This window comes from Streptomyces sp. NPDC057743, assembly GCF_042798755.1.
Classification (GTDB): domain Bacteria; phylum Actinomycetota; class Actinomycetes; order Streptomycetales; family Streptomycetaceae; genus Streptomyces.
The window spans coordinates 138,262-151,382 of sequence record NZ_JBHVJX010000019.1 but is presented as its reverse complement, the minus strand read 5'-3'; the positions used below and the strand labels follow the sequence as shown (position 1 = coordinate 151,382).

Sequence of the window (13,121 nt, the reverse complement as noted above, 5' to 3'; positions counted from 1 at the left end):
GGCGGTCCGCGTGGCTGGTAACCGGCGGTTCGGCGGCGTCACGGGGCGGGCCGTCCGCCCCGCGCACCAAGGGCGTTGCCCCGACTTCCCTCGATCGTGGTACCTCGGACGGCGCAGGCCCCGCGGCGGCCGCCCGCGCCCGGCGGGCCCGGCGGGGCGGCCGCCGAACCGGCCGCCCCGCGCGGTGCGTTGAAGCCCCGTCAGCTCATCCGGAGCGCCAGGAAGAAGTCCAGCTTGTCCTCCAGGCGCGAGAGGTCACGGCCTGTCAGCTGCTCGATCCGGCCCACGCGGTAGCGGAGGGTGTTGACGTGCAGGTGGAGGCGGGTGGCGCAGCGGGTCCAGGAGCCGTCGCAGTCGAGGAACGCCTCCAGGGTGGGGATCAACTCGGCGCGGTGGCGGCGGTCGTAGTCGCGCAGCGGGTCCAGGAGCCGGGCGGTGAAGGCCCGGCGGACGTCGTCCGGGACGAACGGCAACAGCAGGACGTGCGAGGCGAGTTCCTCGTGGCCGGCGGCGCAGACCCGGCCGGGGCGGGCGGCGGCGACCCGGCGGGCGTGCCGGGCCTCCTCCAGGGCGCCGCGCAGCCCCTCGGCGGAGTGCACCGAGGCGCTGACGCCGACCGTCAGCCGGCCGTCGTCGGCCAGGCCGCGGGCGAGCGGTTCCCGGATGGTGCGCAGCAGTTGGTCGGCGTGCAGGCCGTCCGTCGCTCCGTCGCCGGCCTCCTCCGGGACGGCCGGCAGCGGCACCAGCGCCACCGCCTCGTCGCCGGTGTGTGCCACCGCGATCCGGTCCGCGGGCTCCGGGCCGGACGTGCCGGGGGCGACCAGCACCTCCTCCAGCAGGCTCTGCGCCACCGGGCCGCCGGGCACGTCGCCGCCCTCCCACTCGACCCGGGCCACCACGATCTGCCAGTGCGGGGCGGCGCCCAGCCCGGGCAGCAGGACCGGGGCCGCCACCCGCAGCCGGGCGGCGATCTCGGCCGGCGGCGCGCCGGTCTGGACCAGCTCCAGGACCTCCTGGGCCAGCCGCCGGCGGACCGTGCGGGCGGCGTCCCGGCGGTCCCGCTCGACGGCGATCAGCTGGGTGACGCCATGCAGCAGGTCCAGCCGCTCCTCGGACCAGTCGCCGGCGTCCGCCTCGACGGCCAACAGCCAGTCGCTCAGCAGCGTCTGCCGCAGGTCACGGCTCCCGTGGCGGATCGGGAAGAGCGAGTAGGTCGTGCCCGAACCGTCGCTTGGCCGCCCCTCGTCGAGCGGGTGCGCGCCGGTGCCCTGGAGCGTGATCCGGTGCGGGCCGCGGCGCCCGCTGCGGGCCGCCGCCAGGTGCTCGCCGGCCAGCCGGGCGCCCACCTCCGCGGGCAGCTCGGGGCCGGCGCCGGCCAGGGTGGAGCCGGCGATCTGCCGGCCGGTGGGGGAGAGCACCCAGGCCCGCAGGTCCAGGTCGGAGCCGAGCAGGTCCAGCACCACCTCGGGGCCGCCGCCGGCCGGCCCGGAGGTCATCAGCCGCCGGTGCCGGTCCACCACGGCGGCCAGGTCGCCGGCCCGCTCGCTGGAGACCTGCCGGACGACGTGCTCGGTGATCGAGGCGAACGACACCTTCTCGTCGACCGAGAACAGCGGCAGCCGGTGCCGGGCGCATGCCTGCACCAGGTCGTCGGGGATGGCGCCCAGCTCCGCCTCGCCGGCCGCGAGCCCGGCCACCCCCGCGGTGGCCAGGATGCGGACGAACCTTTCGGCGTCCTCCGGCTCCCGGCGCCAGGCCAGCCCGGTGAGCACCAGCTCGCCGCCGGAGAGGTACCGGCTGGGGTCCCGCAGGTCGGTGGTCATCACGCCACGGACGGTGCGGTCCAGCTCCTCATCGCCTCCGAGTAGCGTGAGGCCCAGAGAGTGTGTGTCCAGGAGTGCGCGGAGCCGCATGACCTCGCCCGCCGTTCTGTGCTGTCTCGTGTTTCCGGTGGAATGCCGCGAGGTTTTGATCCCTCGTCTTTCGTTCGAATCTACAAGACGGGCACCGTGGCCAGCCAACCGCTTCATGGTTTCGGTGACTGCACCCGGTGGGTGTGGTGCGCGTTCACTAACCACAACCGCGTGAACGAGACATGAACGGCTCACTGGCGACGAGGGCCCAAGGTCCCGACCATGAGCAGCGGACGACCCAATTTCTCAGAAGAGGCCAACGATGGACTTCCTTCGCCCCGCCAGCTGGGAGGAGGCGCTCGCCGCTAAGGCAGCGCACCCGACCGCTGTGCCCATCGCGGGCGGTACGGACGTGATGGTCGAGATCAACTTCGACCACCGCCGCCCCGAGTACCTGCTCGACCTGAACCGGATCGGCGACCTGGACGAGTGGGAGGTCGGGGAGAAGACCGTACGCCTGGGCGCCTCCGTCCCCTACACCAAGATCATGGAGAACCTGCGGGCCGAGCTGCCGGGCCTGGCCCTGGCCTCGCACACCGTGGCCTCCCCGCAGATCCGCAACCGCGGCGGCGTCGGCGGCAACCTCGGCACCGCCTCGCCGGCCGGTGACGCGCACCCCGCGCTGCTCGCCGCCGGCTGCGAGGTCGAGGTCGAGTCGGCCGAGCGCGGCGTGCGCCTGATCCCGATCGACGACTTCTACCTCGGCGTCAAGCGCAACGCCCTCCAGGCCGACGAGCTGATCCGGGCCGTCCACCTGCCCAAGGCCGACGGCCCGCAGCAGTTCTCCAAGGTCGGCACCCGCAACGCCATGGTCATCGCGGTGTGCGCCTTCGGCATCGCGCTGCACCCCGAGACCCGCACGGTGCGCACCGGCATCGGCTCGGCCGCGCCCACGCCCGTGCGGGCCAAGGAGGCCGAGGCGTTCCTGGGCGCCGCGCTGGAAGAGGGCGGGTTCTGGGACAACGGCAAGGTCATCACCCCGTCGGTCGCCCGGCAGTTCGCGGACCTGTGCGCCGCCGCCTGCAACCCCATCGACGACGTGCGCGGCACCGCCTCGTACCGCCGTCACGCGGTCGGTGTCATGGCCCGCCGCACGCTCGGTTGGGCGTGGGAGACCTACCGGGGCCGGGCCCCGCGCACGGAGGGAGTCGCGTAATGCGCGTCAATTTCACGGTCAACGGCCGCAAGCAGGAAGCCGACGACGTGTGGGAGGGCGAGTCCCTGCTGTACGTGCTGCGCGAGCGGCTCGGCCTCCCGGGCTCCAAGAACGCCTGCGAGCAGGGCGAGTGCGGTTCGTGCACGGTCCGCCTCGACGGGGTGCCGGTGTGTTCGTGCCTGGTGGCCGCCGGACAGGTCGAGGGCCGGGACGTCGTCACCGTCGAGGGCCTCGCCGACTTCGCCAGGAACCGCGCCTGCGGCGGCCACGAGGACCGCGGCGCCGACGGCACCTCCCTCCAGGAGGCCCAGGGCTGGTCCGCCAAGGGCACCGACTCGCAGACCGGCGAGGGCGCGGAACTCGCCCCGATCCAGCAGGCGTTCATCGACGCCGGCGCCGTGCAGTGCGGCTTCTGCACGCCGGGTCTGCTGGTCGCCTCCGACGAGCTGCTGGAGCGCACCCCGAACCCGAGCGACGCGGACATCCGCGAGGCGCTGTCGGGCAACCTGTGCCGCTGCACCGGCTACGAGAAGATCATGGACGCGGTGCGCCTGGCCGCGGCCCGCCAGTCCGAACCCGAGGGGGTCTGACGCCATGGCAGACACACGCACCACCGGCATCCCGTCCAAGGTCACCCAGGGATCGCAGACCCAGGGCGGCATCGGTGAGTCCACGCTCCGCCCCGACGGCACCCTGAAGGTCACCGGCGAGTTCGCCTACTCGTCCGACATGTGGCACGAGGACATGCTGTGGGGCCAGATCCTGCGCTCCACCGTCGCGCACGCCGAGATCGTCTCCATCGACACCGGCGAGGCGCTCGCGACCCCCGGCGTCTACGCGGTCCTCACCTACGAGGACCTGCCGACCGCGGTGAAGAACTACGGCCTGGAGATCCAGGACACCCCGGTCCTGGCCCACGGCAAGGTCCGCCACCACGGCGAGCCGGTCGCCCTGGTCGCCGCCGACCACCCGGAGACCGCGCGCCGCGCCGCCGCCAAGATCAAGGTCGAGTACCGCGAACTGCCCGTCATCACCGACGAGTCGAGCGCGCTGGCACCGGACGCGATCCTCGTCCACGAGCACCGCGACGACCACCACAGCGGCCACGTCCCGCACCCCAACATCGTGCACCGCCAGCCGATCCTGCGCGGCGACGCGGCCGCGGCCGCCGAGCGGGCCGACGTGATCGTCCGGGGCGAGTACACCTTCGGCATGCAGGACCAGGCGTTCCTCGGCCCCGAGTCCGGCCTCGCCGTGCCGGACGAGGACGGCGGCGTCGACCTCTACGTCGCCACCCAGTGGCTGCACTCCGACCTCAAGCAGATCGCCCCGGTCCTCGGCCTGCCCGAGGAGAAGGTGCGGATGACGCTCTCCGGCGTCGGCGGCGCGTTCGGCGGCCGCGAGGACCTCTCGATGCAGATCCACGCGTGCCTGCTCGCACTGCGCACCAACAAGCCGGTCAAGATCGTCTACAACCGGTTCGAGTCGTTCTTCGGGCACGTCCACCGGCACCCGGCGAAGCTCTTCTACGAGCACGGCGCCACCAAGGACGGCAAGCTCACGCACATGAAGTGCCGCATCGTCCTGGACGGCGGCGCCTACGCCTCCGCCTCCCCGGCGGTCGTCGGCAACGCCGCGTCCCTGTCGGCCGGTCCGTACGTGATCGACAACGTCGACATCGAGGCCATCGCCCTCTACACCAACAACCCGCCCTGCGGCGCCATGCGCGGCTTCGGCGCGGTCCAGGCGTGCTTCGCCTACGAGGCGCAGATGGACAAGCTGGCCGACAAACTGGGCATGGACCGCGTCGAGTTCCGCCGGCTCAACGCCATGGAGCAGGGCACGATCATGCCGACCGGCCAGCCGGTCGACTCCCCGGCCCCGGTCGCCGAACTGCTGCGCCGCGTCAAGGCGATGCCGCTGCCGCCCGAGCGCCAGTGGGAGTCCAGCGAGGGCGCCGACGTCCGACAGCTGCCCGGCGGCCTGTCCAACACCACGCACGGCGAGGGCGTCGTCCGCGGCGTCGGCTACGCGGTCGGCATCAAGAACGTCGGCTTCTCCGAGGGCTTCGACGACTACTCCACCGCCAAGGTGCGCATGGAGGTCATCGCCGGCGAGCCCGTCGCCACCGTGCACACCGCGATGGCGGAGGTCGGCCAGGGCGGCGTCACCGTCCACGCGCAGATCGCCCGCACCGAGTTGGGCGTCCACCAGGTGACCATCCACCCCGCCGACACCCAGGTGGGATCGGCCGGTTCGACCTCCGCGTCGCGCCAGACCTACGTCACCGGCGGCGCCGTCAGACACGCCTGCGAGCTGGTGCGCGAGAAGGTCCTGGAGATCGGCCGCCGCAAGATGGGCAGCTACCACCCGGCGTGGGCCACCGCCGAACTCCTGCTGGAGGGCGGCAAGGTCGTCACCGACGGCGGCGAGGTCCTGGCGGACCTGGTCGACGTGCTGGAGGGCGAGGCCGTCGAGATCGAGGAGGAGTGGCGGCACCGGCCCACCGAGGCGTTCGACCTGGAGACCGGCCAGGGCTTCGGCCACGTCCAGTACTCCTTCGCCGCGCACCGCGCGGTCGTCGAGGTGGACACCGAACTGGGCCTGGTCAAGGTCATCGAGCTGGCCTGCGCCCAGGACGTCGGCAAGGCGCTCAACCCGCTCTCCGTCGTCGGCCAGATCCAGGGCGGCACCACCCAGGGCCTGGGCGTGGCGGTGATGGAGGAGATCGTCGTCGACCCCAAGACCGCGAAGGTGCGCAACCCCTCCTTCACCGACTACCTCATCCCCACCATCCTCGACACCCCGACCATCCCGGTCGATGTGCTCGAACTCGCCGACCAGCACGCCCCGTACGGGCTGCGCGGCATCGGCGAGGCCCCGACCCTGTCGTCCACCCCGGCCGTCCTCGCGGCGATCCGGAACGCGACCGGGCTGGAGCTCACCAAGACTCCGGTACGCCCTGAGCACCTGACAGGCACGTAACGGAACAAGCCGCCTGGGGCCACCTCCCCAGGCCCCCGGCCCTCCGGGCGGTGCGCGCAACAAGGGGAGTCCTGTCCGTCCTCCCGCGCACCGCCCGGAGCCCCACCGCCCCACCCACAGGCTGACCTGTCGCCAACTCCGGGCAGTCAGTACCCCGTTCGTCTCGGGCCGTCCCCCGGGTCGTGCAGCCGCATATCCATCCCAAATCTCGTCCCCACGGCGAGTGCCCCTGTGAACCTTGGGAGTTAGGCACCATGACCCAGCAGTCCACCGAGCCGAGGACCACGGCGGAAGACGCGGGCGACGGCTCGCGCCTGCCCGCCGGCCGGTCCTGGCTCGACCGGTACTTCCACATCTCCGACAGAGGCTCGACCCTCGCACGGGAGACCCGCGGCGGCATCACCACCTTCATGGCGATGTGCTACATCCTGCTGCTCAACCCGGTGATCCTGGGGTCGGTCCAGGACGTCCACAAGAACAGCCTCGACCACAGCGCCCTCGTTACCGCGACCGCCCTGGGCGCGGCGGTCTGCACCCTGCTGATGGGCTTCGTCGGCAAGGTCCCGCTGGCGCTGGCCGCCGGCCTCAACGTCTCCGCCGCGCTGACCACCCAGGTGGTCCCGCACATGACCTGGCCGCAGGCGATGGGCATGTGCGTGGTCTACGGCCTGGTGATCTGCCTGCTGGTGGTCACCGGCCTGCGCGAGATGGTCATGAACGCCATCCCGCTCGCCCTGAAGCACGCGATCACCATGGGCATCGGGATGTTCGTCGCCCTGCTCGGCCTGGTGAAGGCCGGCTTCGTGGGCAAGGGCGCCGGCGGCCCGGTCACCCTCGGCAGCGACCTCTCCGGCCACCTCGTCGGCTGGCCGGTGCTGTTCTTCTGCCTCACCCTGCTGCTGATCTTCATGCTCCAGGCCCGCAAGGTGCCCGGCGCCATCCTCATCGGCATCGTCGTCGGCTCCGCGGCCGCCATCGGCGCCACCAAGCTGGGCGGGCTGACCGCCAAGGACTGGGGCGGCACGCCGCCGTCCCTGGACGGCAACGCGGTCGCGATGCCCGACTTCGGGCTCTTCGGGCACGTCGCGTTCGGCGGCTGGGGCTCGATCGGCGTGCTCAGCGTCACCATGATCGTCTTCACCCTGGTACTGGCCGGGTTCTTCGACGCGATGGCCACCATCATCGGCGTCGGCACCGAGGCCAAACTGGCCGACGACAAGGGCCGGATGCCGGGGCTGTCCAAGGCCCTGTTCGTGGACGGCGCGGGCGGCGCGATCGGCGGCCTGGCCGGCGGCTCGGGCCAGACCGTCTTCATCGAGTCGGCCAGCGGCGTCGGCGAGGGCGCCCGCACGGGCCTGTCCTCCGTCGTCACCGGGCTGCTCTTCGCGGCCTGCCTGTTCTTCACCCCGGTCACCCAGCTCGTACCGGCCCAGGTCGCCGCCGCCGCGCTGGTGGTCATCGGGTCGATGATGATGAGTGTTGCGGGGCATGTGGACTGGAGCGACCGGGCGACCTCGATCCCGGTGTTCCTTACCGTGACCCTGATGCCGTTCACGTACCAGATCACCACCGGCGTCGGCGCCGGCGTCATCGCCTACACCGCCATCAAGGCGGCCCAGGGCAAGTGGCGCGAGATCGGCGCCTTCATGTGGGTGCTGACCGGTGTCTTCCTTGTCTACTTCTCGCTCCATCCGATCGAGCAGTGGCTGGGCGTCAAGTAGCGCCCTCCCTGCTCCCGTCCATAAGGAGACCGACATGCTGGACCTCGCCGAAGAGCTGAACCGGTGGATGGAGCAGGGACGCACCTTCGCCGTGGCCACCGTCGTGGCCACCAACGGCAGCGCCCCCCGCCAGCCCGGTGCCGCGCTCGCCGTCGACAGCGACGGCACGGCGATCGGGTCGGTCTCCGGCGGCTGCGTGGAGGGGGCGGTCTACGAGCTGTGCCAAGAGGCTCTGCAGACCGGCCGGCCGGTCCTGGAGCGCTTCGGCTACAGCGACGAGGATGCCTTCGCGGTGGGTCTGACCTGCGGCGGGATCATCGACATCTTCGTCACCCCGGTACGGGCGAGCACCCCCGGGGCCGTCGCCGGCGACGGCCCCGCGGGGAGCCTGGTGGACAGCAACGCCGCGCCGCTCGCCGCCGCGTTGACCGCCGCCGCCTCCGGCGAGGCGGCGGCGCTCGCGCGGATCATCGACGGCCCGGCCGAACTCCTCGGCCGCGCCGTCCTGGTCCGCTCCGACGGCAGCCACACCGGCGGCCTCGGCGGACACCCGGCGCTGGACCGCACCGTCATAGCCGAGGCGCAGGCGCTGCTGGACGCCGGCCGTACCGCCACGTTGGAGATCGGCGCCGAGGGCGCGCGGTGCGGACAACCGGTCGTGCTGCTCGTCGAGTCGTCCGTCCCGCCGCCGCGGATGCTGGTCTTCGGGGCGATCGACTTCGCCTCCGCGCTGGTGCGGGTCGGCACGTTCCTCGGCTACCGCGTCACGGTCTGCGACGCCCGCCCCGTCTTCGCCACCCGGGCCCGCTTCCCGGACGCGGACGAGATCGTCGTCGACTGGCCGCACCGCTACCTCGACTCCCAGGAGCTGGACTCCCGCGCGGTGCTCTGCGTCCTCACCCACGACGCCAAGTTCGATGTCCCGCTGCTGGAACGGGCGTTGCGGCTGCCGGTCGCCTACGTCGGCGCGATGGGCTCCCGCCGCACCCACCTCGACCGCCTTCAGCGGCTGCGCGAAGTCGGGCTCACCGAGATCGAGTTGAACCGGCTGCGCTCGCCCATAGGGCTGGACCTGGGCGCCCGCACCCCGGAGGAGACCGCGCTGTCCATCGCCGCCGAGATCGTCGCCAACCGCCGCGGCGGCACCGGCGCCCCACTGACCGGCGCCCACACCCCGATCCACCGCGACGCGCCGCGCCTGGGCCGGATCGGCGAGGTCGCCTGACGCCGTCGGTTCCGCGGTGCCGGTCCGCACTGGATCGGCACCGCGGACGTGAGGCTGGCTGGGATCGTCAGCCGTGTGTCTTGGCGAGGTGGACGAGAGCGGCGAACGCTTCGCGGGTCAGCGTGAGTTGTGGGCCGTTTGGGTCCTTGCTGTCCCGGACAGGCACGATGCCGGGGATATTGGCGGCAATCTCCACGCAAGTGCCGCCGTTGTCGCTGTAGGAGGATTTGTACCAGCGGGGGGATTCGGCCGTCGTCACGGGGTGCCCTTTCATGCCTGCTCGTGTGTCTTGGCAAGGTGCACGAGTCCGGCGAACGCCTCGCGGGTCAGCGTGAGTTGTGGTCCGTGCGGGTTCTTGCTGTCCCGGATGGGCACGATGCCGGAGATGTTGGCGGCAACCTCGATGCAGGCGCCGCCGTTGTTGCTGTAGGAGGACTTGAACCAGCGGGGGGATTCGGTCGTCACGAGATGCCCTTTCGTACCTGCTCGATCATGGCTACGGATGCTGCCTGGGACAACGCTTCTGCCTGCAACTGATGGTATGCCGTCAGCATGGTGAGCACTGATGTGCTTTCCCGTTCGAGATGGCCTCGATGTGCGGACTCGGCATAGGCCATGAGCTGGCGGTCCGACATGGTCAGTATGTACAGCGGCAGGTCGAACGGGCGGCGCTCCCCCATGTCGAACGAGGCGATCTGGAGCACCGTGTTCGGTAGCTCGGCGAACTCGACCAGCCGCGCCAACTGGGCGTCCATGACGGTGGGTTCGCCGATGGGGCGACGGATGCAACTTTCGTCCAGCACCACCAGGACCAACGGCGGACGTGGTCGGGCCAGTGCGGCCTGACGCTCTACCACGAGGGTGACCCGCTCGTCTGCCTGCTCGGGCGTGATCGCGCCTCGTTTGACGGCGCTGCCGGCGAGTACCGATGCATACTCCGGGGTCTGGAGCAGTCCGGGGACGACACCCACTTCGTAGAGCCGGATCTCCACCGCCCGACCCTCATACCCCACGTACTCCGGAAACCCCTCCAGCAGACTGCCGTTGCGGAGCTCCCCCCATGCGCGCTCGAACGACTCCGCGGTCCCGACGAAGCCGAAGGCCACGTCTAAGCTGCGCGAAAACCGCAGAGTTGGCGGCTTGCGGCCGGTTTCGACGGCCGAGATGTGCCGCCCCGAGTAGCCGATGTGCGCGGCGAGTTCGTCCTGCTTCCACCCACGCGCCTCCCGCGCGCTGCGCAGGCGCGCCCCGAAGGCCGCCTGTGGCGAGGCGTCCGGGTTCAGTTCCTTCAGGTTTACCAACGTGCCCTCCGTTTCTAGAACGTTGAAGACACCGTGACTGTAGGCCACGCTGACAGCAACCAGTAGTGGAAGCGCTACGGAGAGGAGTGGCCGTGTGTCGCGATGACAACCCGGAGCGGCGCCTGACCCCGCCCGTCCACCTCGGAGTGCCTGGGCCCTGGCCCGCGCCCCGCCCCGACTGCGACGTGTGCGGCGCCCTGGCCCAGCAGCGGGAACACGCCCGGCGGCGCGGGGACTTGTCCAAAGTGACCGACCTGAACATCGAGATGCGCGCGCATCCTCATCGGAAGGGCCGTCGCGCGTGAACCGTGAACGCGCGCCGTAGGCAAGCGAGTTGCTCCTAAGGTAACCCAACAGCCGTCGTCAGCCGTCGTCTTCAGTCGTCGTCGGCCGGGCGTGCCGGAGGTCGCGTACCGCGCCGGAGGCCAGTGGCAGCAGCGCGGCGAGCGCGGCCACCGTGCCGGCCGCCGTGGCCACCCGGAAGTCGCCGTACGCGCGGGCCAGCGGCCCCACGCACAACTGCCCCACCGGGATGGCCGCGTAGGAGAGCAGATCGCCGTACGCGGCGACCCGGGACAGGGCGTGCGGCGGGACGTGCTCCTGCAACGAGGTGTCCCAGGCGATGCCGGTGACGCAGACCCCGAGCCCGGCGGCGAACCCGGCGGCGACCAACCACGGCGCGTCCAGCCGCCAGCCCAGCACCAGCAGCGGCACGGCCCCCAGCGCACTCGCCGCCTGCCCCAGTGCCAACAGCCGGCCGACCGCCAGCCGGTACAGCACCGCCCCGCTCAGCAGCAGCCCGACGCCCCGGGCGCTGAGCACCAGCCCCCACACCGCCCGCCCCGCGGTCCGCTCGGTCAGCGTCGGACCCAGGATCTGCCAGGTCCCGGTCTGCACCAGATTGATCACGAAGAACGCCAGCGTGGGCGGCCCCACCCAGCGGATTCGCCGGAACTCCCGCCAGCCGCCCAGGATTTCGGACCACACCGAGCGCGGTGGGTGCGCCGGCCGGCCGCCGCCGGTCCGTAGGCGCAGCAGGCACCCGGCGGCGACCGCATAGCTCACCGCGTCGCCGGCGAGCGCGGGCCCGCTGCCGGCGGCCGCCACCAGCAGCCCCGACAGGCTCGGCCCCAGCACCTTGGCGACGTTCCGCACCGTGCCCAGCAGTGCGTTGGCCGGCCGCAGCGCCGCGCCCCCGACCAGCTCCGGGAGCAGCCCGCGCAGCGCCGGGGTGGCGAACGCCGCGCAGGTCCCGCCCAGCACCTCCAGCCCGGCGACCGCCGGCAGCGCGTAGTGGCCGGTCAACAACAGCCCGGCGACCGCGCCTTGGGCGGCCGCCGCGCCGAGGTTCGCGGCCACCAGCACCGTCCGCCGCCGGAACCGGTCCGCGGTGGCGCCGCCCACCAGCAGGAACGCCAGCAGCGGCAGCATCCGGGCGGCGAGCACCGCGCCGAGGTCGCCGGGTCGGTCGCCGGAACCGTCCAGTACCGCGAACGCCAGCGCCACCGGGGCCATCGCGCTGCCCAGCAGCGACACCGCCTGCCCGGCCAGGAACCAGCGAAACGCAGGGAGAGTGAGGGGGGAGGGCTGGGAGTCCATGGCCGGAGTCTGTGCGGGCGGCCGCGGAAACCTATGCTTTCGGCAGGGGGCGAAAGGTTCGGACGAAAGGTTCGGACGAAAGGTTCGGACGGCAGGGCGGGGCGAGCGCGCGGGCGGGCCGGCCCGCGGAGGGAGGCGGCGACGGATGGTGGCCCTGCGGCTGAGCCCCCTGGCGCTCTCCCGGTCCCGCTTCGCGCTCTCGCCGCTCGCCGAGACCCTCGGCGCGGTGCTCGCACTGTCCCGGCCGCACCCGGCCGCCTGGTTCGCCGACTGGCACGCCCGCCGGCTGCCGGCCTTCACCGCCACGCTCGACGCCGACCCGTTCGCCACCGGCCTGCTCGGCCTGCTCGGCGCGACGACCTGGCTGCCCCGCTCCGTGGCGATCCCGCCGCCGAACGGCCTGCGCACCACCCTCGCCGACGAGTTGACCGCCGTCCGCGCCGTCCCCGACGCGGTCTTCCGCGCCGAACTGGAGCTCTCCCGGGCCCACCCGCACCCCCGGTACGCCGCCGACCACCGCCGCCACCGCGACCTCACCTGGCTCACCGGGCGTGACTGGGGCGCCCGCACCGCCGACCTGCTGCACGCCCTGTGGAGCGCACACCTCGCCCCCGAGTGGCCCCGTCGCCGCGCCCACCTCGAACGCGACATCGCGCACCGCGCCGGCCTGCTCGCCACCCGGGGCTGGCCCGGCGCCCTGGACCAGATGAGCCGGCACAGCACCTGGGAGGGCCCGGACGCCATCCGCTTCGGCCACCGCCCCGGCCCCGACCGCGTCATCGGCGACGCCGGACTGCTCCTCGTCCCGGTGAGCCTGGCCACCGGCACCTGGCTCTGCGAGGGACCCGCCGGCCACTACGCCCAGGTCTACCCGGCTCGCGGCGCCGCCCCGGCGCACGCCGTCGACGGCCCCGGCCGCGCCCTGGAACGCCTCCTCGGCACCGGCCGCGCCACCCTCCTGGTCACCCTCCGGCAGCCCGCCACCAGCACCGAACTCGCCGCCCGGCTAGGGCAGTCGCTCGGCACCGTCGGCGGTCACCTGGCCGTGCTGCGCGAGTCCGGGCTGGTCGTCGGGACGAGGATCGGGCGGCGGGTGGTATACCGCCGCACCGAGCGCGGCGAGCTGCTGGCGGCGGACGGCGAGGGGCCGGCGCCCGGGGCGGCAGCGGACTGAAATCCGCTGCCGCGCGGAAAACCTCTCAACTGCCAGTCCACTAAGGT

The 13,121-nt window shown here is 72.6% G+C and carries 11 protein-coding genes; 6 read left to right on the top strand and 5 right to left on the bottom strand.

The window, feature by feature from the left end:
• Positions 1 to 200: 200 nt before the first annotated feature.
• On the bottom strand, positions 201 to 1,913 hold the full coding sequence (locus ACFVFQ_RS22775; protein WP_383418894.1) for a PucR family transcriptional regulator: 1,713 nt from the start codon (positions 1,911 to 1,913) through the stop codon (positions 201 to 203).
• Positions 1,914 to 2,175: 262 nt separating this feature from the next.
• Between ACFVFQ_RS22775 and ACFVFQ_RS22770 the strand changes: the two genes are divergently transcribed.
• The 5 genes from ACFVFQ_RS22770 to ACFVFQ_RS22750 all read left to right on the top strand — a co-directional run bounded on the left by ACFVFQ_RS22770 (position 2,176) and on the right by ACFVFQ_RS22750 (position 9,000).
• The gene (locus ACFVFQ_RS22770) at positions 2,176 to 3,069 is read left to right on the top strand and encodes an FAD binding domain-containing protein (protein WP_383418892.1); all 894 of its coding nucleotides are present in this window, start codon (positions 2,176 to 2,178) and stop codon (positions 3,067 to 3,069) included.
• On the top strand, positions 3,069 to 3,659 hold the full coding sequence (locus ACFVFQ_RS22765; protein WP_383418890.1) for a (2Fe-2S)-binding protein: 591 nt from the start codon (positions 3,069 to 3,071) through the stop codon (positions 3,657 to 3,659). The genes ACFVFQ_RS22770 and ACFVFQ_RS22765 overlap by 1 nt, the downstream gene beginning before the upstream one ends.
• Before the next feature lie 4 nt (positions 3,660 to 3,663).
• Positions 3,664 to 6,054 (top strand): xanthine dehydrogenase family protein molybdopterin-binding subunit, encoded by a 2,391-nt coding sequence (locus ACFVFQ_RS22760; protein ID WP_383418888.1) that lies wholly within the window; start codon positions 3,664 to 3,666, stop codon positions 6,052 to 6,054.
• Between the two features lie 254 nt (positions 6,055 to 6,308).
• Positions 6,309 to 7,775, top strand: coding sequence for an NCS2 family permease (locus tag ACFVFQ_RS22755; RefSeq protein WP_383418886.1), 1,467 nt, complete (start codon positions 6,309 to 6,311; stop codon positions 7,773 to 7,775).
• 34 nt (positions 7,776 to 7,809) lie between these two features.
• Positions 7,810 to 9,000: an XdhC family protein gene (locus ACFVFQ_RS22750; RefSeq protein ID WP_383418884.1), complete on the top strand. Its 1,191-nt coding sequence runs from the start codon at positions 7,810 to 7,812 to the stop codon at positions 8,998 to 9,000.
• A gap of 67 nt (positions 9,001 to 9,067) precedes the next feature.
• Here the strand turns inward: ACFVFQ_RS22750 and ACFVFQ_RS22745 are convergent, their stop codons facing one another.
• From ACFVFQ_RS22745 to ACFVFQ_RS22730, 4 genes are all read right to left on the bottom strand, one after another.
• Positions 9,068 to 9,259 (bottom strand): DUF397 domain-containing protein, encoded by a 192-nt coding sequence (locus ACFVFQ_RS22745; protein WP_383418882.1) that lies wholly within the window; start codon positions 9,257 to 9,259, stop codon positions 9,068 to 9,070.
• Between the two features lie 11 nt (positions 9,260 to 9,270).
• Positions 9,271 to 9,465 carry a DUF397 domain-containing protein gene (locus ACFVFQ_RS22740; RefSeq protein WP_383418880.1) on the bottom strand — a complete coding sequence of 65 codons (195 nt, stop codon included), beginning with the start codon at positions 9,463 to 9,465 and terminating at the stop codon, positions 9,271 to 9,273.
• Positions 9,462 to 10,349, bottom strand: a complete 888-nt coding sequence (locus ACFVFQ_RS22735; RefSeq protein ID WP_383418878.1) for a Scr1 family TA system antitoxin-like transcriptional regulator — start codon at positions 10,347 to 10,349, stop codon at positions 9,462 to 9,464. The genes ACFVFQ_RS22740 and ACFVFQ_RS22735 overlap by 4 nt, the downstream gene beginning before the upstream one ends.
• Before the next feature lie 315 nt (positions 10,350 to 10,664).
• Complete coding sequence (locus ACFVFQ_RS22730; protein ID WP_383418876.1) at positions 10,665 to 11,900, bottom strand: MFS transporter; 1,236 nt, start codon at positions 11,898 to 11,900, stop codon at positions 10,665 to 10,667.
• Between the two features lie 145 nt (positions 11,901 to 12,045).
• Between ACFVFQ_RS22730 and ACFVFQ_RS22725 the strand changes: the two genes are divergently transcribed.
• Entirely contained in the window at positions 12,046 to 13,074 is a 1,029-nt protein-coding gene (locus tag ACFVFQ_RS22725) for an ArsR family transcriptional regulator (RefSeq protein WP_383418874.1), read from the top strand.
• The last annotated feature ends 47 nt before the right edge of the window (positions 13,075 to 13,121 follow it).